This is a genomic window from Paenibacillus allorhizosphaerae (assembly GCF_042659105.1).
Taxonomy (GTDB): domain Bacteria; phylum Bacillota; class Bacilli; order Paenibacillales; family NBRC-103111; genus Paenibacillus_G; species Paenibacillus_G allorhizosphaerae.
Window position 1 is genome coordinate 120,040 of the sequence record NZ_JBHSRV010000005.1, and the last position, 23,940, is coordinate 143,979.

17 protein-coding genes are annotated in these 23,940 nt (G+C 52.3%); 11 read left to right on the forward strand and 6 right to left on the reverse strand.

Features of this window, described 5'->3' with window-relative positions; all coding sequences use genetic code 11:
* Position 1 precedes the first annotated feature (1 nt).
* Positions 2–787: a DeoR/GlpR family DNA-binding transcription regulator gene (locus ACFQI7_RS19590; protein WP_218101399.1), complete on the reverse strand. Its 786-nt coding sequence runs from the start codon at positions 785–787 to the stop codon at positions 2–4.
* 298 nt (positions 788–1,085) lie between these two features.
* On the opposite strand from ACFQI7_RS19590, the gene ACFQI7_RS19595 reads away from it, so the two are divergent.
* A complete protein-coding gene (locus ACFQI7_RS19595) occupies positions 1,086–2,564 on the forward strand; it encodes a sulfatase family protein (RefSeq protein WP_218101400.1) in 1,479 nt (492 codons plus the stop codon).
* 28 nt (positions 2,565–2,592) lie between these two features.
* Here the strand turns inward: ACFQI7_RS19595 and ACFQI7_RS19600 are convergent, their stop codons facing one another.
* Complete coding sequence (locus tag ACFQI7_RS19600; protein ID WP_230415374.1) at positions 2,593–3,501, reverse strand: AraC family transcriptional regulator; 909 nt, start codon at positions 3,499–3,501, stop codon at positions 2,593–2,595.
* Between the two features lie 254 nt (positions 3,502–3,755).
* On the opposite strand from ACFQI7_RS19600, the gene ACFQI7_RS19605 reads away from it, so the two are divergent.
* The 4 genes from ACFQI7_RS19605 (at position 3,756) to ACFQI7_RS19620 (ending at position 8,653) form a co-directional block, all read left to right on the forward strand.
* Complete coding sequence (locus tag ACFQI7_RS19605) at positions 3,756–5,009, forward strand: effector binding domain-containing protein (protein ID WP_218101402.1); 1,254 nt, start codon at positions 3,756–3,758, stop codon at positions 5,007–5,009.
* A gap of 125 nt (positions 5,010–5,134) precedes the next feature.
* The gene (locus tag ACFQI7_RS19610) at positions 5,135–5,905 is read left to right on the forward strand and encodes a Cof-type HAD-IIB family hydrolase (RefSeq protein WP_218101403.1); all 771 of its coding nucleotides are present in this window, start codon (positions 5,135–5,137) and stop codon (positions 5,903–5,905) included.
* A 143-nt stretch (positions 5,906–6,048) separates the two neighbouring features.
* Entirely contained in the window at positions 6,049–7,824 is a 1,776-nt protein-coding gene (locus ACFQI7_RS19615) for an ABC transporter ATP-binding protein (protein ID WP_218101404.1), read from the forward strand.
* Between the two features lie 145 nt (positions 7,825–7,969).
* The gene (locus ACFQI7_RS19620) at positions 7,970–8,653 is read left to right on the forward strand and encodes a zinc dependent phospholipase C family protein (RefSeq protein ID WP_218101405.1); all 684 of its coding nucleotides are present in this window, start codon (positions 7,970–7,972) and stop codon (positions 8,651–8,653) included.
* Positions 8,654–8,853: 200 nt separating this feature from the next.
* Here ACFQI7_RS19620 and ACFQI7_RS19625 read toward each other — a convergent pair whose 3' ends face one another.
* The gene (locus tag ACFQI7_RS19625) at positions 8,854–9,018 is read right to left on the reverse strand and encodes a DUF3973 domain-containing protein (protein ID WP_377517549.1); all 165 of its coding nucleotides are present in this window, start codon (positions 9,016–9,018) and stop codon (positions 8,854–8,856) included.
* A gap of 264 nt (positions 9,019–9,282) precedes the next feature.
* Positions 9,283–9,579, reverse strand: a complete 297-nt coding sequence (locus ACFQI7_RS19630; RefSeq protein WP_218101407.1) for a hypothetical protein — start codon at positions 9,577–9,579, stop codon at positions 9,283–9,285.
* A gap of 412 nt (positions 9,580–9,991) precedes the next feature.
* Here ACFQI7_RS19630 and ACFQI7_RS19635 point away from each other — a divergent pair, with 412 nt between their 5' ends.
* Both ACFQI7_RS19635 and ACFQI7_RS19640 read left to right on the forward strand, forming a co-directional pair.
* Positions 9,992–10,738, forward strand: coding sequence for a class I SAM-dependent methyltransferase (locus ACFQI7_RS19635; protein ID WP_218101408.1), 747 nt, complete (start codon positions 9,992–9,994; stop codon positions 10,736–10,738).
* Between the two features lie 187 nt (positions 10,739–10,925).
* A complete protein-coding gene (locus ACFQI7_RS19640; protein ID WP_329958266.1) occupies positions 10,926–11,429 on the forward strand; it encodes an NUDIX hydrolase in 504 nt (167 codons plus the stop codon).
* Between the two features lie 62 nt (positions 11,430–11,491).
* Here the strand turns inward: ACFQI7_RS19640 and ACFQI7_RS19645 are convergent, their stop codons facing one another.
* Positions 11,492–14,758, reverse strand: a complete 3,267-nt coding sequence (locus ACFQI7_RS19645) for an NHL repeat-containing protein (protein WP_218101409.1) — start codon at positions 14,756–14,758, stop codon at positions 11,492–11,494.
* Positions 14,759–14,949: 191 nt separating this feature from the next.
* On the opposite strand from ACFQI7_RS19645, the gene ACFQI7_RS19650 reads away from it, so the two are divergent.
* Positions 14,950–16,335, forward strand: a complete 1,386-nt coding sequence (locus ACFQI7_RS19650) for an extracellular solute-binding protein (RefSeq protein WP_218101410.1) — start codon at positions 14,950–14,952, stop codon at positions 16,333–16,335.
* A 106-nt stretch (positions 16,336–16,441) separates the two neighbouring features.
* Here the strand turns inward: ACFQI7_RS19650 and ACFQI7_RS19655 are convergent, their stop codons facing one another.
* Complete coding sequence (locus ACFQI7_RS19655; protein ID WP_218101411.1) at positions 16,442–17,629, reverse strand: acyltransferase; 1,188 nt, start codon at positions 17,627–17,629, stop codon at positions 16,442–16,444.
* A 236-nt stretch (positions 17,630–17,865) separates the two neighbouring features.
* On the opposite strand from ACFQI7_RS19655, the gene ACFQI7_RS19660 reads away from it, so the two are divergent.
* From ACFQI7_RS19660 to ACFQI7_RS19670, 3 genes are all read left to right on the forward strand, one after another.
* Positions 17,866–19,608 (forward strand): ABC transporter ATP-binding protein, encoded by a 1,743-nt coding sequence (locus ACFQI7_RS19660; protein ID WP_218101412.1) that lies wholly within the window; start codon positions 17,866–17,868, stop codon positions 19,606–19,608.
* 34 nt (positions 19,609–19,642) lie between these two features.
* Complete coding sequence (locus ACFQI7_RS19665; RefSeq protein WP_218101432.1) at positions 19,643–21,478, forward strand: ABC transporter ATP-binding protein; 1,836 nt, start codon at positions 19,643–19,645, stop codon at positions 21,476–21,478.
* Positions 21,479–21,662: 184 nt separating this feature from the next.
* Positions 21,663–23,921: a helix-turn-helix domain-containing protein gene (locus ACFQI7_RS19670; protein WP_218101413.1), complete on the forward strand. Its 2,259-nt coding sequence runs from the start codon at positions 21,663–21,665 to the stop codon at positions 23,919–23,921.
* Positions 23,922–23,940 lie beyond the last annotated feature (19 nt).

Consider the following 23,940-nt stretch of genomic DNA (forward strand, 5'->3'; position numbering starts at 1 on the left):
TTTATTTCCCGGCGATATGCCAACGAACATGATGGCGCTTCAAGGCGGATCCCCACTCCGCCGGAGGCGCCTGGTTGCTTACGATATGCGCAATGTTGCTCAAGTCGCTAATTTTGTACGGATAACGGAGATCCAGCTTCGAAGCGTCGGCAACAACGACGGTGGTGTCCGCATGCGCCATCGCCTTGCGGGAGATGGACGCCTTGCCGCCATCCAGGGACGTGATTCCGGATTCCGCCTGAAGGCCGTCAACGGAGATGATCGCTTTATCGACATAATATCGCCCGAGCCACTCTTCCGTCATCGAACCGGTGCTGCGGGCGTGTCTTGCTTCCAACTCGCCTCCAAGGAAGATGACGCGTCCCTCGAACCGGCCCTGATTGATTCTCTCCATCAGCAGAGAAGCGGCGGGAAACGAGTGGGTCAGTATCGTCAGGTCACGCTGCTGCAAATAAGGGATCATGCAAAGCGGCGTCGTTCCCTCATCTAGAAACAACAGCTCGCCGTCTTGAACTAACCCGGCCGCATACCGGCCGATGCTGTCCTTCTCGTCGCGATGCAGCGCCATCCGTTCCAGATGAGGCGGTTCATCGCGGTTTTCTTGGGGCTTCACGGCACCGCCGTATACTTTTCTAAGCTGTCCTTCGCTTTCCAGCTCGTCCAAATATCTTCGCACCGATTCTTTGGATACGTCTAACCGTGCCACCAAATCGGATGTCGTCACTTTTCCTTCCAATTCCAGAAGCTCGAGAATGATACGTTTGCGGTCTTCGCTGGCGAGAGACATGCCGAAGGCTTCCTCCTTCTCATTTACGCTTGTATTAAGAACTTTAACGTAAATGCCGCCGCATCTCAAGCAGGAGCGGAAAAGGTACCCTATTGCCTAACAACAAGCCCGAATTCGTGCACGCTGCGTGCAGCCGAGGGCTTTTTTCGCTGCGGCAAGAATGCTTCTATATCCGTCTGCGATGAATCGTAAGATATGTCAAAAACTTCGAAACGAAGGCCATAGGATGCGGCGCATTCTCATGATAAGATGCAGTTAACAGGAAGAAGATCATCGAAGGGAAGGGTGATAACGGGCAATGAACCAAACGAAGGCGGACCTGAAATCTCGTCCCAATATTATTTATATTTTGGCGGATGACATGGGGTACGGCGACGTATCGTGTTTCAACGCGCAGTCCCGGATCCGTACGCCTCACCTGGACAAGATGGCGGAAAGGGGCATGATGTGTACGGATGCTCATTCCAGCTCCGCCGTATGCACGCCGTCCCGTTACAGCATACTTACCGGGCGTTACAATTGGCGCTCTTCGCTCAAAAAAGGCGTATTCAACGGGTATTCCCGGCCTCTGATCGAGCAAGGGAGAATGACGGTCGCCTCGCTGCTGAAAGATGCCGGCTACCGTACGGCTTGTATCGGCAAGTGGCATCTCGGCCTAGATTGGCATTCAAACGAAGGGGCAGCGGGCGATGTGGACTATACGCAGCCGATCAAGAACGGCCCGACGGCTACCGGTTTCGACTATTTCTACGGCATCAGCGCTTCGCTGGATATGCCGCCTTATGTCTATATCGAAAATGAACGCGTTACCGCGCCGCCGGACCGGATCACACGGGGCGACGACGAGATGGCATGGTGGCGCGAAGGTCCGACGGGAGCGGATTTCCGCCATGAGGAAGTGCTCCCCCGCTGTACGAGGAAGGTGCTGGAGACGATCGAAGCAGCCGGCGATTCGCCGTTTTTTATTTATTATCCGCTGCCGGCGCCGCATACCCCGATCTTGCCGAGCGCCGAATTTGAAGGCAAATCCGGAACGAACCGTTATGGTGATTTTGTATTGATGTGCGACGATGTGGTGGGACAAATTATCGGCAAATTGGAGCAATGCGGTCGCAGCGATCAGACGATCGTCATATTTACAAGCGACAACGGCTGTTCTCCGAAAGCGAATTTTCCGGAATTGGCCGAGATCGGACATCATCCGAGCTATCATTTCCGCGGGCACAAAGCGGATATTTACGAAGGCGGGCATCGCGTGCCGCTGCTCATTCAATGGCCGGAACGGATCAAGGCCGGCTCGGTATCGCACGAGGCGGTATGCTTGTCCGATTTGATGGCGACGGTGGCCGAGCTTCTCGGGCGGCGTTTGCCGGAGGACGCGGGGGAGGACAGCGTCAGCAGCTTGCCGGTTTGGCTGGGACATCCATTATCCGGCCCGCTAAGGGAAGCTGTCGTGCATCATTCCATTAACGGGTCGTTCTCGATACGGAAAGGGAGATGGAAGCTGGAGCTGTGTCCCGGTTCGGGAGGCTGGAGCGATCCGAGGCCGGGGCAGGAGCCGGAAGGTGCACCGCCGATTCAGCTCTACGATCTGGAAAGCGACATCGGAGAAAGAAGCAATATGCAGGAAAGCTGCCCTGAAGTGGTGGAGGAGCTGCTTGCGCTGCTGATCGCCTATGTCCGTAACGGACGCAGTACGCCGGGAGAAAGACAAACCAACGCGGGCGGTACCGAATGGGAGCAGGGGCTGGAATGGATGCGGCATATCAACGGGTAAAGGAACGGTATGAAGTTAAGCATTGCTTTTACTTCGGAATCGAACGGGAAGCGTGGCGGTAGCGAAACGGACTGATGCCTTCCGCTTTACGAAACGCCCGGCTTAGCTGGCTTTGTTCCGAATATCCGGTCTTTTCCGCGATCTCTTTAATCGTATAAGAAGAATTCATCAGCAGTTCTTTGGCGCGCTGAATTCGCGATTTTTGAACGTATTCGATGGGAGAGAGGCCAAGCGATTTATAGAACAAATGGCTGAAATGACTTTGGCTTACATGGACGTGTTTTGCAAGCTCCTCCAAACGGATCGGCTGGCCGAGACGCTGCTGTATATAGTCGCATGCTTTCACTATACGGGGGTCGAATAGAAGCGGTTCGTCGGGCAAATACGGCCGCATGAGCAATAGAAAATGGTGAAGCCATTGAAACAGCTCGGCATGCAATCCGAAATATTGCACTGATATGTCGGTGTGGCTGATCACGGCGCGCTCCGGCATGGCGTTTTGCTGAGGCGAGGCGGCTCTTGCGGCGACAAGCTCGCCCAACTGTTCGAAGACGGTCACGGATCGTTTCCAGATCGAAATCAACGACGGTAGCGATGGTGACGAAAGATGGCTCGATATTACAGGGAGCTCGTACAAATGAACCAAATCCAAACCGCCGATTTTCAGGTCCGCGCACAAAGATAAATAGTGAATGTCCTTCGCGTCATCTCTTGGATGTAAGCCGAAGGTCACATTAGGGGGAAATATAACCAGGTCTCCCTTTTCGGCGCGGAAAGGTTTTCCGTCGAGGTGTACCGTCAACGTACCGTCCAAAACAATCCAAAATAACGTATACGGAATGTTCATGCGTTCAAAGGAATATGACGGGGGCTTGATCATTTCACGAATCCAGCGAACTTTCGGGCGCAAGTAATCGGCGTAAAACGATTCGTTCATCGTGTACAAATGACGGGCCCCCTAATCGCAGCAACTGTTCTATTCCATTATATCACAAGGAAATAGAAGCAAATGAAGACTAGAAACAAATGAAGACTAGAAACATTGAGGGCTGGCTGCAACATAGGGCATAGGCAGATCCGAGTAGCGCTCAAAAAAAAAAATGGGAAAAGAAGGATTTTCCGGATAACATACGAATATATATTCGTATATTTATTTTTCTAGGAAATAAAAGGAAAACGAGGTGCGTCCAAATGATTATGGATACAAAAGTGGTGTGGAAGGATCGCTTTCAAGTCGTTGGCATGAAAATTCGTTATCAGCCGTCAGAGACGAAACCTTCCGAGAATGAGATTACGCGGTTATGGCAGCGCTTCAATCCGCGATGCCGTGAAATTACGGGCAGAACGGGAGGGATGTACGGGCTTATGGTCATGCCGCCTGACATGAAGCCGGGCGATCCGTTCGATTATTTGGCCGGCTGCGGCGTCTCCGAGACCGGTAGCGTTCCGGAAGGAATGGTGGCTGAATCGTATCCCGGAGGCCTATACTGCGTCGTCACCCGTAAAGGGCCGATCGATGAGCTGCATCAGGCTTTTCATTATTTTTGGGAGAAGTGGCTTCCGGAGTCGGAATACGATCGTGCTGCCGGCGCCGAGTTTGAATATTACGACGAGCGGTATCGCGGCAACGCAAACGTCGAATCCGTGATGGAACTGTGGTTCCCGATTCGAAGCAAGCGGCCCGCACCGATCGAGAACCGGGTGGCGAGCGTCTTCGTGCACGTAACCGATCTGCGCAGATCTGCCGAATGGTACAGCCGCCTGCTCGGCCTGCCGCTCATGGAGAACCGGCTGAACGGAGGGCCGGTCTATTGGTTCGATTTGCCGGGTACGGGATTGATTCTCGATTCGAACGTCAATAATCGGAAGGACCCGAATTGGAGGGAGGAAATGAAGCCGCGCTTCATGTTCCCGGCGAGCGATATTGACGAGGCTTATGCTTATTTGAGCGAAAAGGCGGAAGTGTTCCACGAGCCGGAGCGGCACAGGGACATGGCGTATTTCACGTTCCGCGATCCCGAAGGGAACGCGCTGATGGCGTGCTGGAACGGCAAGCCCGGCGAAGAGCCGAAGCTTCCGGCGACGGAAAGCCCGGTACTTGCGCGTATTAAGGGCGTGTTCGTCGATGTGAAGGAGATGAAGGCGACGGCCGCTTGGTACGCGGATTTGCTCGCGCTGCCTTTCAACGAGTCCGCGTCGGGCGGAGCCATTTATCCAATTGCGGTTACCCGAAGTGCCGGTTTGATGCTCGATCATAACCGGCATCGGCACAACGATTCGTTCAGCATTCCGTTCATGTTCGATTGTCGCAATATCGATGAGGCATATGCTTTCGTGAAGACGAGCGGAATCGAAGTATTCGGCTCCATCGAACGGTACGGACAGATTGCGTTTTTTACCGTGAAAGATCCGGATGACAACCTGGTCATGATCTGTGAAGGGTAGCAGGCTCACCGACCGATAATGCCTTCATGGAGGTCCGTGAAGATTGCGCTAATGGATGCCGCCAGGTGCCACAAACCCGCCGTCCTCTGTTATAATGAGTGCAGAACATATAATGGGGTGTGGACATGATCAAACTGGCGGCATTCGACGTAGACGGCACGCTGCGTGAACGGGATTATTTGCCCGATTCCACGCGTGCGGCTTTACAATTACTGAAAGAGAACGGCGTTGCGCTCGCTCTGTGTACGGGACGAAGCGAATTCGAGGTCGTATCGCTGCGCGAGGAGCTGGGGATCGATTGGGCGATCACGTGCAACGGCAGCCATATCGGCTTCCGGGGGAAGACGGTGTTCGGCAATGCGTTCCCGGCGCAAACCGTACGCCGCTGGCTGCAGGAGGCGGAGCGGTTCGGGCACGGATTGATTCTGTACGGTTCCGAGCTCATGTATACGAATCAGCGGGAGAACCCGTATTTTGTACAAGCTCAGCAGGAAATCGGCTTCATGGAGCCGGTGTTGATTCAGTCGATTGATGAAGTGCCGGATATTTATCAGGCGATCGTGTTTTGCAGCGAGCAGGAGGAAGCGGCATATACGGGCGGCGAGCACAACCGGTATTATTTGCACCGCTGGCGGCCATGGGCAATCGACATCAACCCCGGCGGCATGAACAAAGCGGTGGGATTGCAGCAGCTGCTTGACCATTTGGGCATTTCCTCCGAAGAGGTGGCCGCTTTCGGCGATGGGCTGAACGATTACGAGATGATCGAATCGGTCGGCTACGGCATCGCAATGGGCAACGCTGGCGAGGAACTGAAGGAGAAGGCGCGCTTTGTCACGAAGCCGATGAAGGAAGACGGCATTGCCTACGCGGTCAATGAATGGATTGTGAAATAAAGCCTCATACACTCGATTACCCGAAGGCTGCCATACGGCGGCCTTTGTTTGTGGGTATTACAATATCATGCATTTGTTCCTTTATTGGACATTTGGGCTTTGGTATCATTATGAATAGTTTAGGAAAGAAGGGGAGAGCGCGGTTGAGCGGACAAAATAAGACGGTGCTTGGGTTATTGAAAGACCCTGTATTTTTATATTTTTTGCGGACGGTTCGTCCATATAAGTGGATGTACATCGGGGCCATTGTGACGCAGATCGCAATGACGGTCGTTTCGCTGCTGTTTGCCGAAGCGGGCAGACGGTTGTTCGATCTGGCACCGAGCGTGCCCGGCGATGTGCTGACGCTTATTTTGCTGGCGTTCACCGGACTTACGGTCGCCAATCTATTGCTGCGGTTTTGGAACGAATGGGTGCGTTCGCTGCTGAACGAGTCGGTCGTGTACGAGATGCGGCGCAACATCCTGAATCATTTGCAGCGGCTGCCGCTCGGCTTTCACGAGAACACGCACAGCTCCAATTCGGTCAATATCATGAACAATGAACTGGAGATCGTCAAGCAGTTTCTCGTCTCCGATATTCAAAAGCTGATCGCTCTGCCGATATCGTTCGTTATCGTCGGTGTTTATCTGTTGACCGTGCATCCGCTGCTTGGGATGATCGCGCTTGCGATCGGCCCGCTGCAGCTGCTCAGCAGCCTTGTGCTGCGAAGCAAGTTTATGGAAGCGGTTAAATTGCAAAATGAAGTGACGCGCAACGTATTTTTTCAGATCGGAGAAACGCTGCAGGGCATTCGTGAGGTGAAGGCGAACCAATTGGAGCAGCAGGTTGATGAACGGATGCGGGCGATTCAGAAGCAGGGCGTCGCCTATAACGTTTTGCTGACGAAGGTCCGATCGATCCGCAGCATCTGCAAGGATATTCCGGGGCAGGCCGGCTATGTGATCGGACTTGGGATCGGCGCCGTCATGATGGCAACGGGTCACATCGGGGCCGGCGGCCTCGTCGCCTTCATCACGCTGCTCGATAAGGTGGCGGAGCCTTTTACGACGGTCGTTGAGGTCATCAATAATTTACAGCGTTTTCTATCCGGCGCGCATAGGCTGCATGAAGTGATGGGCGCTTCGGAGGAGCCGATGGATGCGGGGCTGGCCTTAACCGGGAAATCGCCCGAAATTACGTTCCGCAACGTACATTTTTCGTACCGGAATGACGTCTCTGCGCTCAAAGATATAAGCTTTACCGTGCCTCCGGGCGCATCGGTCGCCTTGGTAGGGCCGAGCGGAGCGGGAAAGAGCACGCTCGTCAAGCTGCTGTACCGGTTTTACGAGCCGGATCGGGGTACGATTGAAATGAACGGGATTCCGCTGCAGCAGTATGCGCTTCAAAGCTTGCGCGGGAGCATGGCGCTCGTGTCGCAGGACATTTATTTGTTCGATTCCTCTGTAGCGGACAATATTGCGTTGAACGGACAGGAGAATGTATCCCCCGAGCAATTGGAACGCGCCGCCTCGCTGGCGCAGGCATATGATTTTATCCGGGAGCTGCCGGACGGGTTCGATACGTATGTCGGCGAACGCGGGGTGAAGCTGTCGCACGGGCAAAAGCAGCGCATCTCGATCGCCAGAGCGATACTGCGCGGTGCGCCAATCCTGATTTTGGATGAACCGACATCGGCGCTGGACGTCGAGACGGAGGCATCGTTTCAACGGGACTTGGGCGAATGGGCGGTGGATTGCACGAAAATCATTATTGCCCACCGCTTATCTACGATCCGCGAAGCCGATCTGGTCATATTCATTGACGGCGGGCAGATCGTCGAGATGGGGCCGCCGGAAGAGCTGCTTGCCGTAGACGGACGATTCCGCAGCTATTGGGAAAAGCAGGGCATGATCCGGTTTGCCAAAGCGGTAGGGTAATCGAACCCGGTATCGGAGGAGGCGGATTCCACATGGTTTCCGGCAGGCTGTATGCCGATTAGTCGGTTATCATCGAACTATCAGTACTTATTCATTGCGCCCGTTGGTAAATTGAGGAAGAATGATTCGTATGGAGGTGTTGCGAATGCCGTTGCCTATGGTTCATTTGAGTGTCGCGGTGGAATATTTCGAATACGGGGACGTCCCACCCGCTTTCCTGCTCGGCAGTATTGCTCCGGATGCGATTCATATGCGGAAGGGTACGAACAGAGAAGATAAGAGGCGGACGCACCTGAACGTGGAAAACGAGCCGGACTTGCAGGCGTACATGCGCAACAAGTATGAGCATTACATATCGCAAAGTCCGGACGAACCATGGAAATGGTTTGTAAAAGGATATTTTGCCCACTTGCTGACGGATTACTTCTGGCTGCTTGATGTGTACTCGGTATTTAAAGCGAGGACGGGGCTTGACGGGCTGACGAAAGACGAGGCGAGGAAAGCGTATTACCGGGATACGGATCAGATCGATTTTACGTATTACCGGACGAAGCCCTGGGTTTCTGAAGTGTGGAGCGGATTGATCGGCGCCCGTTCGTTTGACGTCGAACCGCTGCTTACGGCAGAGGAGATTCATTACTGGCGGTTTCGTACCGTTCACTGGTTCGATTTGTTAGGGGAGGAGCCGGGGACCGAGCCGCGCTATATTACGCAACCGATGGTCGACGCTTTTATTCCCGCTGCAAGCCGTCGGATTCGGGGGATGTTTACGGCGTGGGACCGGGAGGTGGCGGAGACGCGCGCAGCGGGAGGCGGTACGTCGCGGTAACCCTCAGTTGCAACGGCGGAACTGCGCTTCAGCTGCTGACGCAAACCGTTAAAGTGCCGTCCCATACAGAAGGCCGACACCTGAACAAGCAGGAGCAGCATGCGAACAACCCGTCATCCTTAGCGACGACGGGTTTTTAATATGTTTTCAGCACCGTAACGAGAGAAAGCAGGACGAGCAGAGCGAATATGCTCCTGGTGCTATAGCTTTTTCATCGGGGTCATTTGAGTGAGCCGGTCGCTGTATTGGCATATCCCAACATTGTATACGGAATCGTTTGAGAAACGGAAGCCCGAAGTGAAGATGACTTCATTTTTCAGGTTCGTTGGCTTATGCACTTTTTCGCAACAGAGGCAGTAATACATCAATCGATCACGTCCATTCGACAAAAAATGCGGTCAATTTACATTATATGATAAACCATGTGAATATGGCGTAAAGAAATGAATATCGCCCATCAATATTCGACACTAATCGACTATGATTCGGCGGAAACAAAATAAAGTTGGTTACGGTATGCCCGCAAATCCGGTCATGGAATGAACGTGATCCGTAGAAGGCATGAAAATACGGCAAAACACAGTGCCTTTTTGAGGCGATCCTGCATTTTGCCGCATGATGAGTGTATGTTAAGCCGTTTGCAAAATTTTCGCTTGCAGATTCGCCCGGATGAGTCGGATTCGCTGCTTTACATAGAAATCATAAGCTGCGCCTTTCAGGTGAGCGAGAGGGACTTGCTGATCCGTATGATTATCAATAATCGTAACCGAACCGCTATCGTTGAATTTGAACGTAAGATCAGCCCACGATTGCCCTGCGGCATCAAGAATTTTATCAATCCGAACGTCCGGCATTGCTTCACTGCCTGTATGCATTACATTCTTATAATAATCACGCTCAATAAATCTAACGTTTGTCACCTTCATCGTCTACACCCCTCTCAATAATTACGAACACCCGTTCTATAATTCTATTATAGCAAACATTTGTTCGTAGTCAATAGGAACGAGTGAGACAACGTAAATCTTGATTGCTGTGTGTTCGAGACTTATAATTGGAATATATTTCAAGATGGGGTGAAGCGGATGACCATCCGTATCGTTCGAGGTATTTAGTTTTCGGGCTGGAAAAAACGCGTACCAGCCATCAAGGGGGATCTATACCCTTTTGATCAAATAAAAAACTAAACTTTGAACGGTGTCGGCTTGTCATCACTTGTGTAAGCCAGAGGACGCCAGCAGTTGTCTGAATAATTCGGCTGATGATTATAATCGGCTGCGTATTCAGCGATTCTATAATCCGTTGGCTTTTATTATCTCATTGCGAGGATGGGGAAAAATGAACGAACTAGAGTATAAGCATTTTTACGATCGCGTTGGTAAAATAAACGGCTGGGACTTTAGTAAAGTGAATTGTATATCCGAGGGCGTAAAATGGAATTTATACGCTGAAGTTATGCAGAGCTGCAAGAAGTCGGATCTATTGCTGGATATCGGTACGGGTGGCGCGGAAGCCTTGCTGTCCATTGCCGAGGCAGCGTTATTGCTAGTAGGAATTGACAATTCGGCTGGGATGCTAGAAGCCGCAAATGCTAACGTGGCCTCCTCCAAGAAATCAAATGTGCGTATATTGCAAATGGATGCCGACAACCTGTATTTTCCCAGTAACTTTTTTAACGTGGTCTCTTGCCGTCACTCGCCTTTTTGTGCAAAAGAGACAGCTAGAGTGTTAGTCAAGGACGGGATCTTCTTAACGCAGCAAGTAAGTGAAAATGATAAGCTCAATCTTACAACAGCTTTCGGAAGAAAACGGGAAGTCGTGGAAGACGGGGCGCTGAAAAATAAATATATTGCTGAATTAAATGAAGCAGGATTTAGCGATATACGGTCTTTTGATTATGATGCAGCGGAATATTACAAATCTTACGAAGACTTGATATTCCTGTTGAAGCACGCACCGATCGTTCCGAACTTTGGTAAAGCGGAGAATGACTTTGCCATGCTGGAAAAATTTATTGAACAGCATCAAACGAGTAAAGGGATAGTGACCAATTCCAAACATTTTATGATAACGGCAAGAAAATAATGTGCAAGAGCAGGATTTTATATGCTAACGTGCGCGATGGCTAAATAAATTTCATAGGAAGGCTACCGGCAGCGATGACCGGTGGCCTTTTCGTTAAGGACACCTGCATGCAGGAAAAATAGCGTATATCAAGAATTTTTAAATAACATAGTTATTTTTTACCATTTTAAGACGGGAGTGAGTGCAGTTGTTTTATGTCAATGCCCGCGCCATCGTAGAACGAGAACATGATGGAAAAACGGAAATTATCATCCAGACGCGCAACAAGCCGAACGAACCGAAGCAGTTGGAACTGCCAGGAGGCCGAGTGGAGAAGTTCGAGTCGTTGACCGAGGCGCTGCGCCGCGAAGTGAAGGAAGAAACCGGCCTCAACGTCACCTGGATTGAAGGAGAGGATACCCGTATCGATACGGCCGGGATCCATCCGAATATGGTTGTCGAATGTGTTCGGCCATTTACCGCATACCAGACAATTAAAGGCGGAATCGATTCGATCGGATACTACTTTGTTTGCAGGGCGGAAGGCGAATTGCTCGATGAGGGAGACCTTACGCAAAACCCCCGATGGATCACCGTGGACGAATTGGCCGAACGGATACAGAACGATCCGCTGCAGTTTATTAACATCGACTGCGCTGCCATCATGTTCTATTTAAAACACCGCATCAAATGGCAGGGGTATCCGTCATAGTGCGAGGAGAAAATGCGGCATAAAAAAGGACTCGGAGTTCGCCTCCGAGTCCCGATACAAAACTACAGCCTTTCCGCAAATTGGGTTAAGAGGTTAGGATTGCGGATGTTGCCTGTCCGTCCGAGCGCTTCCACTTGCTGAATATAAGCGTGAATGGAGGCTTGCTTCACCATTTCTTTGCCTTCCAGCCCGGCTTTCTCCGCATTCCTCAGATGCGCTTGAAGGGCAGTGGCATGCCCTTGTGAACCTGGCCCCGCGTCTAAGAGACGCTCGCTTAACCGAATCAAGCTGTCGTACGTGACATTAATCTCATAGGAAATCGCCACTTCTTCCACGTTACCCGCTGCGTCTTCCGCCCGAACATTCAACGTATGCGGCCCGTCACCGATGGTGTACGCATCCGCGTTCACTAAAGCGGAGCTGCATGAAGAGTAGACTACGCCCGATACACTATCGGCTGCGGTACAACCGACGGTTACGTGTTGATCGATCGTATACGCTCCGGCGCCGGTCACCGTAATTGTCGGCTTCGTACGATCCAGCCGAACGGTCAGCTCCTTCTCCGGTTCTTGATTCCCGCTCCGATCGATCGCGGCGTATCGAACGACGGTAACGCCATCCCGGTTAACTTGAACGGAAGCCCGATCGCCGTTTACTTTAACGGGTTCCGTTTGCATGGCTCCTTCCAAACGATAAGTCATTTCCTTGACCGCGTCATCGTCGGCGGAAGAGAGAATAATATCTACATTTTGATTAAACCAACCCGTAGCGTTGGGATTCGAACCGTATACCGCGGTTGTAACGGGAGGGTTCATGTCCGTCGCCGATCCGGGAGGGGTATATTTCCACAAATCGGAGCTGTTGTCCGAGAAGTAAAAATTACCGTAAGCATCGCGGTTCAAGTAGTTTCCGTAGCTTCCGTTCAGCAGCACGAACTCGCTTGTTTCCGGTTTTATCATGAAAAACTGACCGCGGGACGTGCCGTACATATTGCCGTCGTCACCGGGGTGCAAAAACGCGTAAGTCCATGTGGTGCCGTCTGCCTTATAACGGCGCAGTTTGGCCGCCTTGTATACGAACTGCCGGGAAGAGGGATCGAATTTGAATATCGTGTCCTCCGCCACGCCCCAAATCAATCCGTCCGGTCCGACGGACAGCCCGGTAATGCCCTTTCGCCCGGTGACCGGTATCGTTTCGAATACTTTCGTTTTCGTCACGGGATCGAATATGAACAATTTGGCATTTGTTTCCGTCGGACCGCCGGTACCAAGACCGCCGTACACCGTCGTGCCTGCATAGATCAGGCCGTCCTTGTAAATTAAGGAGACGATGCTTTGGTTCGGTATGATATTGCGGAAGACGTCAAGCTGTCCCGTCGCAAAATCATACATCGCGAGTGCGCCTTGCAGCGAGGTCGAATTGGGAACGGTGCCGACGAATAATTGATCCCTGTCCTCCGCATACGCCATCGCAAACGGACGATCCTGGCTGTGCGCCCGCAAATCGAATAGCTGCCGCGGGTTACTGCCGGAGAAGGGGAGCTTCGGGTCATATTCCAAAATTCGGGCTCCGGCATAAGCGCCAAGCAGCATCTTGCCGTTCCGTATCGCCGAAGACTCGATTTGCCCCAGCGAATTGGTATCGGAAACGGCTCCGTTCACGGGGTCGTACGAGGTGAAACCGGACATATAACCGGCGACGTACATTTTTTTATCCGGACCGGTGTGAATGCTTTGAATCAGAATCGGGGCTCCGCTGTAAATGGCGGGTACTACCGATGTACGGTCCGTGGAAAGGTTATAATACAGCATTTTCCCGTACTGTCCCATACCGACGAACGTCAAGCCCGGCCACTCTGCGCTGTTCAGATCGACAAATTGGCCGTCCTGGAAGTTAACGCCTGATTTGATTTGTTTCAAAAGCGTGGTGGAACGGGTTGCGGAATCGTAAGCGTACAGATGTCCGCTGTTGGCAAACAAGACCCGTCCGGGCTGACCGGGAATGGAAGCGACTTGACCGGAATGTATATCCATTCCGTTCGGATCGTAATAATCGATCGTATCGTCAGGACGCAGCACCAGCAGATCGCCATTTGAAAATTTCACGAACAGCCGGTCTTCGGCGAAACCCATACTATACGGCCATGCGTAGGTGTCTCCGCCTCCGGGAATCCGTGATCCGAGCAGTTCCTTCCGCGTTCCGTCCGGATTGATTTTGAAGATGCGGCTCTTGGACCCGCCGACGCCGGCATACAGAACGTCCCTCTGAGCGTCATAGGCCAGAGATCGGACATAATTTTGCTCCGGATCGAGGACGCCAAGGTCGCGTATTTCTCCGATGGCCGGGTCGAATTCGAAAAGCTTCCCTCCCGGATATGTACCTGCGAACATTTTTCCGCCGGGGCCTGCTACCAATGAGAAGACGTGGGTTTCACTGCCGAACCGACCCAGATGCTCGAAGCTCCGGACACCCGGTGTATAGCGGTACAACCCGCCGTCATAGTGCGAGCCGATGTAAACGCGTCCGTCCGTAGCCACTTTGACTCCCCAGGCCGCTTCCACACCCGGCATTGGAAAACTACGAAGCACGTCCCGAGTCAATGCGTCTATCACGAAGAATGATGTCGGAACTTCAGCCCGTCCCTTGAAGACGGTGTATACAACTGCCTTGCCGTCCTCCACCCCGACTGCGGCATCTTCATTAATCATGCCGTTCACGATGCCGCCGATCCGCTCGAAGGTTCCGATTTTGTTTTCCTCGACTCGCACCGCATCTGCATAACCGCGGGTTACTCCCGCAGCCGAGGAATAAAGCAAGACCGTGGCTGACACCGCGTCAGCCGGGACGACGGAGGATGTGGCATTTTTTACCCACTGGCCGCTCGTAGGCGTTACCCAGTTCGCGGATTCGCCGATTTTGGCACCCGCCGCGTTAAAAAAGCGGAAATAAATCGCCATGCTTCCGCTTTCAACTTTCATCATGGCGGAAGCGGAATAACCGGTTCCAGGTACAACCGTAAAGGGGGTCGTTTCCAGCCCGAGCGCCTTGGCCGAATTCCGATCGTCTAGCAGCAGGCTTTGGTTGCCTTCGTACTTCTCGGCTGACGTAACCTGGTAGAAGACATTGCTTTCCCCCTTGCCGAATACCTGATTCCATCCGGGGATGTCGGTTCCGGTTACCGGTTCTTCAAATCCTGCGTTCTGAACAACAACCGGCGGGGCACTTGCGGATTCCGCAGCGAATCCGGCGGAGGGCAGAAGCGACAAACATAAACAGGAAGCAGCGGCAGCGGTCGTCAATCGTCGAAAAAGAGGATTAATACAGATCATCTCCCATTTCACTGATTTACATCTGACTCACTAAAAATTGTACGTAGGAAAGGAGTTGTCTGTCAATCCGCTTGGCAATTATAGACAGGAAATCGAAATGAAGCTTGCTTCACGCCGAACGCTTCAGTATGCTTGAAACCATGAAAGGTTTTCACAGGTTTCTCAAAATCGTACACAGGTAAGGTGTTCACATGTCGGAGCAACAAGGCCGTAAAACGTTCCGTCTGCGGCTCGAGCAGATGATCAGTGTCCTGCGTGGTGAAATATTGACCGGAAAACGGCTGCCCGGCCAGTTTCTGCCGTCCGAACGAGAGCTAGTGCGGCAATTTCAATTAAGCAACAAGCTGATTCGAGCCGGCCTGGAGCAGCTGGTGTCCGAGGGACTGATCGTCAAAATTCCGCGGGTTGGAAATAAGATTGCAGATACAATCGAAGCAAGCACCGTCGCCATAAGGTTTGGCTACCACTCCTCTTTGGAACGGGAAGCGGCAATCGATTTTTTGTTGACGGAATTTCACAACGCGCATCCAACGATCCGCGTACAGCCGATTCCGATCCCTTTTCAGAACTATTACGAAACGGTTAAGGAATACATGGAAGCCGGTATGCTGGATATTGTCACGATGAATTATAACAACTTTGACGATTTCCGTACGAACCGGAGTCTGGAGCTTCTGAAGGATTTCGATACGGATCCCGGAGTTTACGAGATGCTTTCTCGCGCTTTCACCGATGAGGATCGATTGCTAGTGAGACCGTTTCTGTTTTCTCCTTTAATTCTTTGCTATAACCGGGACCATTTGCGGGAAAAAGGACTTCCCGAACATTTTAACCCGGGAAGCTGGGATGAGCTTCTGCGACAGGCCTCCCGACTAACGGTGGAAAATAAAAGATTCGGTTTTTACTTTTTCCTGCTTTCCAAAAACAGATGGCCCGTATTTTTTATCCAAAATGGAGCGAAGCTTAGGGATGGAAGGGAAGAGGCGGCGGAAGCTGTAAAGCGGATGATTGAGGCGATCTCGCTATGCCGAGATATCATTTACGCCTCCGATACGTTCCCTACGTTTCTGTCGGGCAGCGATGCGGAAGCGGAAGAATTGTTCCTGCAGGGAAAGGTGTCCGTGATCATGACTTCTTATTTCGCGTTAAACGCTCTGCGGGATTCCGGGATCCCGTTTGACATCGCGCCGTTACCCGGAATCAAAAACAAGCATACGATCCTGATGACGATTGGGTTGGCAGTGAATAAGAAGTCAAAAGTGATCGTGGCTGCCGAAACTTTAGCGAATTTCTTCACTTCCGAGCGAGCCCAAACGATCATCCGCCAAAAGACGTTAAGCATCCCTGCTTTACGTAAAGCGGCGCAATGGAGCGGTGAAGAAGCTGTCTATCATCCGCCGAATTACCCTGTTTTTCAGGAGCTGCTTCCAGGCTGCCGGCTCTTTACGGATTTGAACATGACTTCGGAGGAGCTGGATTCGATATTGAAGGAAGCTCGGATGCATTGGTCACGGCTGCAAACCATCGAATCGTTACGCGAGCGAATACTGGAAATTGTTTATTCCAGAAATCAGTAGTATGAAAAAAAACGGCTTATCGAATACGGCGAATATGTCACCGTTTTTCGATAAGCCGACTGCGGTAAAGAGAGTGTTGTATCGTTGTTGTTTTTAACGCCGGCGTTCAGCCATTCATGCTTTGCGATGCGTCGGATGCGGCGGGAACGCGTTTCTTCCTTGTGCCACCGCTGCCGGTCACGGCTTTGCCGAACGGCAGCTTTGACAAGAGGAAGGAGGCCAGCACCGATACGGAGGCGCATAGCGCGAACGCTAGCGCGGTGCGGATCGTGACGTTAACCCCCGGCAAAACCAGACCGGCGGCCAAGGTTGCGAACGTAAGCGCAAGAGCGTGCGCCAGATATGCGCCGTACGAGTATTGTCCGACGGCCGTCAGAAGCCGGCGCGCGTATGAGCGGCTCTCCGATTCCGCCATACGCATGCTAGAGCGATACAGCACAAGAACGGACAAGATCAGGAAGACGGCCATGACCGGGCGAAGAAGCGACAGGTCGTCGTAATGGATCGCAAATTTCGGCGATGTTTCGAAGCTTGCGACACAGCGGTATCCCAAATAGGCGGACATCGCGTAAAACGCAATGTGTAGGGCCAGGTCGTACCGTTTAAGCCATTCCCGCCAGTAGGGCACCGTTAAACCTGCGACGGCGCCCAATACAAAATAGAAGAAAAAGAATAGGGCGTTCCGGTCTTCGTATTCGGTAAACATCGGCGTAACGATCGGAATGTGCAATTGCTCTGCCGCCACATAAATCGGTCCGACCAGCTTCATCAAATAAATATATACCACGGCAGCCGCAAGCAGAGAGATACCGGTACGTTTCGGCGTGCAGATCGACTGCTTCAGCCAGCCGATGGCGGCACGATACAGCGGAAACAACAAGTAAAATTGCAGGATCATGACGATATACCAAAGATGGTAAGACGCTTTGCCGGTAAGGAACATCCGCAGCATGTCGATGACAGCAGCCAGTCCGCCGTTCTTCTGAACGACTAACGGCAAACCGTAGACGACACTCCATAGCAAATACGGTACGACGATATCGTAGAACCGTTTCTTTAGAAAGCCGGCGTAGGAAAACGGCCCGTCATAGTTGTAGAACAATACGAGCCCGGTAATGAAAATGAACAGGGGCACGGCAAATTTGGAGGCGATCAGCATAATGACAAGCGACACGCCGTCAGCCAGCTCCGTTTCGGGCAAATAGGCGTAATGGGCAATGGAGTGCTGCAGCACGACAGCCAAAAAAGCGAAGGCGCGCAAATATTCAATTTCTTCAATTCTACTTTTTCGCATTCGTATCGGTTCCTTATATCCGCTGTTATTTGGAAAAATAATAGGCAATGTATCCATTGTAGTGCAATGGTTCAATATTTCAATACTTTGGAACAAATTGGGCTACCGGCAGGCTCGGGGCAAGCGGACAAAAATATTTTTAGAAAAGGCAAATAACAGGGTGACAATCGCGCGAGTTAGGTGTATTTTATTTTATATAGGTTTCCTACATTTCTCAAACGCGGAGGAATCGCTGCATGCCTTTTCTGAAAAAGTATGTTCCGAAATATTGGAAGATGTTTTGCTTGGCCGTGTTGTGCCTGACGTTTGAAGCGCTTTGCGATCTCGCCATGCCGACGATTTTGTCCAAAATCATCGATATAGGGGTTGCGCACAACCGGATGGATTACGTGCTGCAGATGGGAGGCTTGATGCTGATCATTACAGCGTTCGGTGCCGTCGCGGCCTCGGGGCGCAACATTTTGGCCAGCCACGTATCGCAAAAGTTCGGCGCGGAATTACGGTCCGACATGTTCCGCAAAATTCAATCGCTATCGTTTGACAACATCGACCGGTTCGAAAGAGCCTCGCTCGTTACCCGTCTGACGAACGATGTGACGCAGGTACAAAACTTCATGAACGGACTGATGCGCATTTTCGTGAAAGCGCCGCTCATTTGCATCGGCTCGCTCATTATGGCGACGCGGCTGAATTCCCAGCTTGCAGCTGTGCTGGCCGTCGTTGTCCCGATCGTCGCTATCCTGATCGCGCTGAACATGAAGATCGGGTTCCCGCTCTTTATTAAGGTGCAGAAGGCGCTTGATCAGGTGAACAGCCTGACCAGAGAGTATTTGTCCGGGGTGCGGGTTGTGAAAGCGTTTAACCGCTTCGATTATGAAGTCGACAAGTTCGATCAGGCGAATCAGGAGTATCGGGCGCGTTCGGTCCGGGCGATGAGGCGCATGTCGATTTTCAATCCGGCTATTATGCTAACGGTGAACTTCGGGATCATTTCGGTTCTTTGGCTGGGCGGCGTTCGCGTGGACGGGGGACAAATGCAGGTCGGTACGATTATCGCTTTTATTAACTACATGACGCAAATTTTGTTCTCGTTGATGATGATTTCGAACGTGTTCAATATGTTCGTGCGCGCCAAAGCTTCGGCCGGACGGATTGATGAAGTGTTTGCCCAGGAAAATACAATGAAATGGAACGCGGATGCGCAGACGAATCCGAAGATGAAAGGGCGCGTCGATTTTGAGAATGTTTATTTTACGTATGAGGGCACGTCCGGCGACCCTGTGCTGAAAAACATTACGTTCAGCTGCAGCCCCGGCGAGACCGTCGGCATTATCGGTTCGACCGGCTCCGGCAAAAGCAGCCTCGTCGGGCTCATTCCCCGCTTCTACGATACGCTGGCCGGAACGGTGAAGGTGAACGGAGTGGATGTCAAAGAGATCGACCCGCAGCAGCTGCGGGAGAAGATCGCGCTTGTGCCGCAGCAGACGGTGCTGTTCACAGGCTCCGTGCTCGATAATATCAAGATTGGCAAGGAAGACGCGACGATGGCGGAAATCGAGCAGGCGGCCAAGATGGCCGAGGCGCATGATTTCGTTAGTTCGTTCAATGACGGCTACGAGACGATTCTCGGACAAGGCGGGGTCAACTTCTCCGGCGGGCAGAAGCAGCGCGTATCGATTGCCAGAGCGCTCGTCCGCGAACCGGAAATTTTGATTCTCGACGATTGCACAAGCGCGGTGGACGTAGCGACCGAGTCAAGAATCAAGGAGGCGCTGAAGACGTACGCCGCTGACTTGACCTGTCTTATTATCGCCCAGCGCATTACGTCCGTCATGGATGCGGATAAAATCGTCGTTCTCGATAATGGGGAAATCGTAGGCATCGGGAAGCACGAGACGCTGATGCGAACGTGCCGCGTCTATCAGGAAATATGCCAATCGCAAGTAGGAAAGGAGATGCAGTCGGATGTCTCAGCCTAACGAACCGGCAAGACCGAGTCAAACTCCGCAGGATATGCCCCCCATGATGGGCGGTCCGGGACGGCCGATGGGGGGATTCGGCGGCGGCCGCGGCAGACCTGTCGTGAAGCCGAAAAATTTCCGCGGCACCTTGAAAAGACTGTGGCGTTACCTCGGCAAAGAAAAGAAGCTGCTCTCCTTTATCTTTCTGCTTATTGTGATCGATTCGGCGATTACGCTGGCCGGGCCATATTGGATCGGGGTTTCCGTCGATTCGATGACCGCATCAGGCGGGCGGGTCGATTTTCATCTGCTCCAGATCGCCATCATTGCGCTAACGACGGCCTATGTGTCGGACGCCTTTCTGACGTTTTTGCAGGGATGGCTGATGGCGGGAATGTCGCAGCGCATCGTGATGAATCTTCGCAGCGCCTTGTTTGAAAAGCTGCAAAAGCTGCCGTTATCGTTTTTCGATACGCGCCGGCACGGAGAAGTGATGAGCCGGCTGACTAACGATATCGACAACGTGAGCAATACGATCTCGCAATCGACCGCGCAGCTGATGACCGGCTCCATTGCGATCATCGGCTCGCTGACGATGATGATTGTGCTGAGTCCGCTGCTTACGCTCGCCAGCTTGATTACCGTTCCGCTCGTGATGCTGCTGGCTCGTACGATTACGAAGCGAACGAGCCTCTTGTTCCGGGAGCAGCAGGCGCAGCTCGGCAAGCTGAACGGCCACGCCGAGGAAACGATAACCGGACTGCTTGTCGTCAAAGCGTTCAATCATGAGAAGAAGGCGATTGAGGAGTTCGAGGACGTCAATACGAAGCTGTACGAAGTTGGGCTCAAGGCACAAATTTTCTCCGGCTTCCTCATGCCGATCATGGGCGTCATCAACAATATCGGCTTCGCCGCCGTGGCGATCGTAGGCGGCATTCTGGCGGTACAAGGGGACATTACCGTCGGCGTCATCGCCAGCTTCCTGAGCTACTCGAGACAATTCGTCCGGCCGCTGAACGAAATGGCCAACATTTATAACATTATGCAATCGGGCGTCGCAGGCGCGGAGCGGGTATTTGAAGTGATGGATGAGAAGGAAGAGGACAAGGACGCTCCGGGTGCCGTCGTTCTGGAAAATCCGCGAGGGCATGTCGTGTTCGAGAACGTCTCGTTCGGATACTTGCCGGATGTGCCGATTTTGAAAAATGTTAGCTTCGAATCGACGGAAGGAAGCAGTACGGCGCTGGTCGGACCGACCGGCGCGGGGAAGACGACGATCGTCAATTTGCTGACGCGGTTTTACGATGTGACCGGGGGCCGCATCTTGATCGACGGCAAAGACATCAAAGAATACACAAGGGACAGCTTGCGGCGGACGTTCGGAATCGTGCTGCAGGATACGTATTTGTTCTCCGGCACGATCAAAGAGAACATCAAATACGGTCGTTCCGATGCCACCGACCGTGAGGTAGTGGCCGCGGCGAAAATGGCTAACGCGGACGTTTTTATTCGGCGTCTCCCGAACGGGTACGATACGATGCTGACGGAGAACGGCGGCAACCTTAGCCAAGGCCAACGGCAGCTTCTGGCGATCGCGCGGGTCATATTGGCCGAACCGTCCATCCTCATTCTCGACGAGGCGACAAGCAGCATCGACACCCGTACCGAGCTGCATATTCAGGATGCGCTGCTGCAGGTCATGAAGGGCCGGACGACGTTCATCATTGCACACCGGCTCAATACGATCCGCGATGCGGATTCGATCATGGTCATCGACCGCGGCGAAATTGAAGAGCGGGGCAGCCACGATCAACTGATTAACGAGAAGGGTGCCTACAACCGGATGTTTACGAATCAGTTCAAAAATATCCAGGCTGCGGCGGAATAAAATGAGCGATGGGGCTTAGACAGGAGCCGCGTGATGCGGCCCTGCTAAGCCTTTTTTGCGTCCGCTCAGGCGCGAATCGCAACGAAAGACAACTATTTACAAAATCGTAAGTTTCCGATTGTTTATTCATGGAGTACAATGGGGGACAGAAGCGCTTGATACAGGCAAAAGGGGTCCATTGTAAATGCTGAAGCTGCCAATCAATACGAATTCGTTATTTTTTAAAAGCATCGTCAGCTTTTTAACGATTATTTTGCTGCTCGCCTCTTTTAATTTTTTGTCGTTTACGTTTTTCAAAACGAACATCCAGCAGGAAATTATCCGCAACAACCGGCTGACGCTCAAAAACACGGCAGACCGGTACGAGAAGCATTTGGCGATTATTCGCAGCATGCTGTTCAAGCTGTACCAGAACGAAGATGTTGTCGCCTTCGGCAGACAGCTTGCCGAAGGCGATCCGGCGCAAGTCAATTTTTTGAAGCCGGCCGATATGATCAAGAGTATTCGCAGCGAAGTGAACAATCCGTTCCTATATCTTGATAACGTTATCATTTTATACCGTTCGGCTTCGTTTACGGTGGACAAGAACGGCACGGGGGACGCTTCCCGGTTGTTTTCGCGGTTTTATGTAAGCGAGCCGTATTCGGCCCAATATTGGCAGAAGCAATTCGAATCGCCGAATACGACCGCGCTTCATCCGGGCGCTTCGTTCTCGATCGTTTCCTCCGATCAGCAGAGCCGCGAGCTCATTCCGATGACGGTCAAGCTGCCTTCCTACAACCATATGATAATCGGGATGCTGGATGCGGAGCGTCTGTTCGAATCGTTTCACGGCGCGGACAATCCGCAGCTGCTCATTCTTCATGACAACGGAAGCACAATCTTCAATTCCTCGGACAGGGACACCGCCGAAACATTGCCGCTCATGGAAGGAAACGATTTTATCGTCAGCGATAACCGTTATTATTTTTACCACCGCAGCGATGAAACGAATTTGACTTATGTGACCGTCGTTCCTTATTCCGCCATTGCCGCGCAAATTCAAAGGCTGGAATGGACGCTGTTCTTCCTGTTTGTTGTATCCGTCCTTATTGCCGGGGCCGCATCCGTTATATTCAGCCGCAAGCTGAATCACCCCGTCATGCAAATTATCGCCTCGCTTCGGCGCCGCAGCCCGGAGGTCGTTCGCAGCAGCATACACGAATTTGCGCTGATCGGCGATATTTCGCGCGAGCTTATCCGCGAGCGCAATGAATTCCACAGCGATTTGCAAAGCAACCAGTCGCTGCTCACCGATTATAATTACATAAACCGGCTGAAAATGATCAAGTCCGGTTCCGCCGATTGGAAAGATACGATGGTCCATAACCGGCCGTTCCGGATCGTGCTGTTCCAGCTCTATTTCCGCAGCGCCGCCCCGCTGGCTGCGCAAATGAAACCGGACCGGCTGACGTATGCGGTGCGGGAATGCATCGATCTTGTCTTATCCGGGACGCTAGACAAGCCGCGTACGCTCCAGATGGAGAGCAACCAGCTGCTGTCCGTCTTGTTCGGAGAGCAATCTCAAGATCAACTGGAACAAACGCTGTCGCGATTGAAAACGATTTTTGACCAGGACAAGGCGTATTATTTGGTCTCGGCGGCGGTCGGTTCGTTATACCCGATCGGCTCCGATTTCAACCGCGCTTATATCGAAGTGTTGGAACGAGCGAAACAGGCCAAGCTGCTGGACGAGACACAACTGATTTGGGACGACGCCCCTGCTGCGAGCCATTTCGTATTTACGGCCGAACAGGAGCAAGAGCTGTACGTGAACATGCAGGAAGGAAACGGCTCAACGTGCGAGCAGTCCGTTGGAAGAATGCTGGATAACATGTTTCGAAAGGAAGCGTCCCGCTTGCAGTTCCGCGCCTTCGCGCAAAACGTATCCGTCAAAATGCTGAAAATCGCCGAGCGGGCCAAAGTAGAGCCGAAGCAGTGGGGGATGTTGAACGATATGCTGGATGAACTGGAGGAATGCTGTACGCTTGAGGAGTACAAACGGTACTTCGAGCGGTTTCTGTCTAGCGCGGCTCAATCGATCAAAGCGAAACGGGACGAAAAAGACCCCGTCGTCGATTTTTTCGCCGTTTTTTTGGAGGAGCATTACTCCGAGGACTTGTCGCTGGATGCTGTGGCCGACCGGATGAATATGTCCAGCAGCTACTTATCGGTTTATATAAAAGAAAAGACAGGAACGAATTTCAGCGATCATCTGAACAACGTGCGCATTCGTAAAGCGAAGGAACTGCTGCTTCAATCCGACCGCAGCGTTCAAGAAATCGGCGAGCGGATCGGTTATCGCAACGTGACCTCGTTTATCCGGATGTTTAAAAAAATAACCGGGCTGACGCCCGGCGACTACCGCAAGCGGGGAGCGCTTGAAGCAAGGGGAGAAGGCTAGCCCGGCCGCTTCCGGCGCC

Bases quoted from the DNA above. Each gene is read 5' to 3' on its own strand.
- ACFQI7_RS19635 (WP_218101408.1), top strand. From the start codon at position 9,992: ATGAACGAACTAGAGTATAAGCATTTTTACGATCGCGTTGGTAAAATA.
- ACFQI7_RS19605 (WP_218101402.1), top strand. From the start codon at position 3,756: ATGATTATGGATACAAAAGTGGTGTGGAAGGATCGCTTTCAAGTCGTT.
- ACFQI7_RS19660 (WP_218101412.1), top strand. From the start codon at position 17,866: ATGCCTTTTCTGAAAAAGTATGTTCCGAAATATTGGAAGATGTTTTGC.
- ACFQI7_RS19650 (WP_218101410.1), top strand. From the start codon at position 14,950: ATGTCGGAGCAACAAGGCCGTAAAACGTTCCGTCTGCGGCTCGAGCAG.
- ACFQI7_RS19625 (WP_377517549.1), bottom strand. From the start codon at position 9,018: ATGTATTACTGCCTCTGTTGCGAAAAAGTGCATAAGCCAACGAACCTG.
- ACFQI7_RS19665 (WP_218101432.1), top strand. From the start codon at position 19,643: ATGCCCCCCATGATGGGCGGTCCGGGACGGCCGATGGGGGGATTCGGC.
- ACFQI7_RS19600 (WP_230415374.1), bottom strand. From the start codon at position 3,501: ATGAACGAATCGTTTTACGCCGATTACTTGCGCCCGAAAGTTCGCTGG.
- ACFQI7_RS19630 (WP_218101407.1), bottom strand. From the start codon at position 9,579: ATGAAGGTGACAAACGTTAGATTTATTGAGCGTGATTATTATAAGAAT.
- ACFQI7_RS19645 (WP_218101409.1), bottom strand. From the start codon at position 14,758: ATGATCTGTATTAATCCTCTTTTTCGACGATTGACGACCGCTGCCGCT.
- ACFQI7_RS19595 (WP_218101400.1), top strand. From the start codon at position 1,086: ATGAACCAAACGAAGGCGGACCTGAAATCTCGTCCCAATATTATTTAT.
- ACFQI7_RS19610 (WP_218101403.1), top strand. From the start codon at position 5,135: ATGATCAAACTGGCGGCATTCGACGTAGACGGCACGCTGCGTGAACGG.
- ACFQI7_RS19655 (WP_218101411.1), bottom strand. From the start codon at position 17,629: ATGCGAAAAAGTAGAATTGAAGAAATTGAATATTTGCGCGCCTTCGCT.
- ACFQI7_RS19670 (WP_218101413.1), top strand. From the start codon at position 21,663: ATGCTGAAGCTGCCAATCAATACGAATTCGTTATTTTTTAAAAGCATC.
- ACFQI7_RS19590 (WP_218101399.1), bottom strand. From the start codon at position 787: ATGTCTCTCGCCAGCGAAGACCGCAAACGTATCATTCTCGAGCTTCTG.
- ACFQI7_RS19620 (WP_218101405.1), top strand. From the start codon at position 7,970: ATGCCGTTGCCTATGGTTCATTTGAGTGTCGCGGTGGAATATTTCGAA.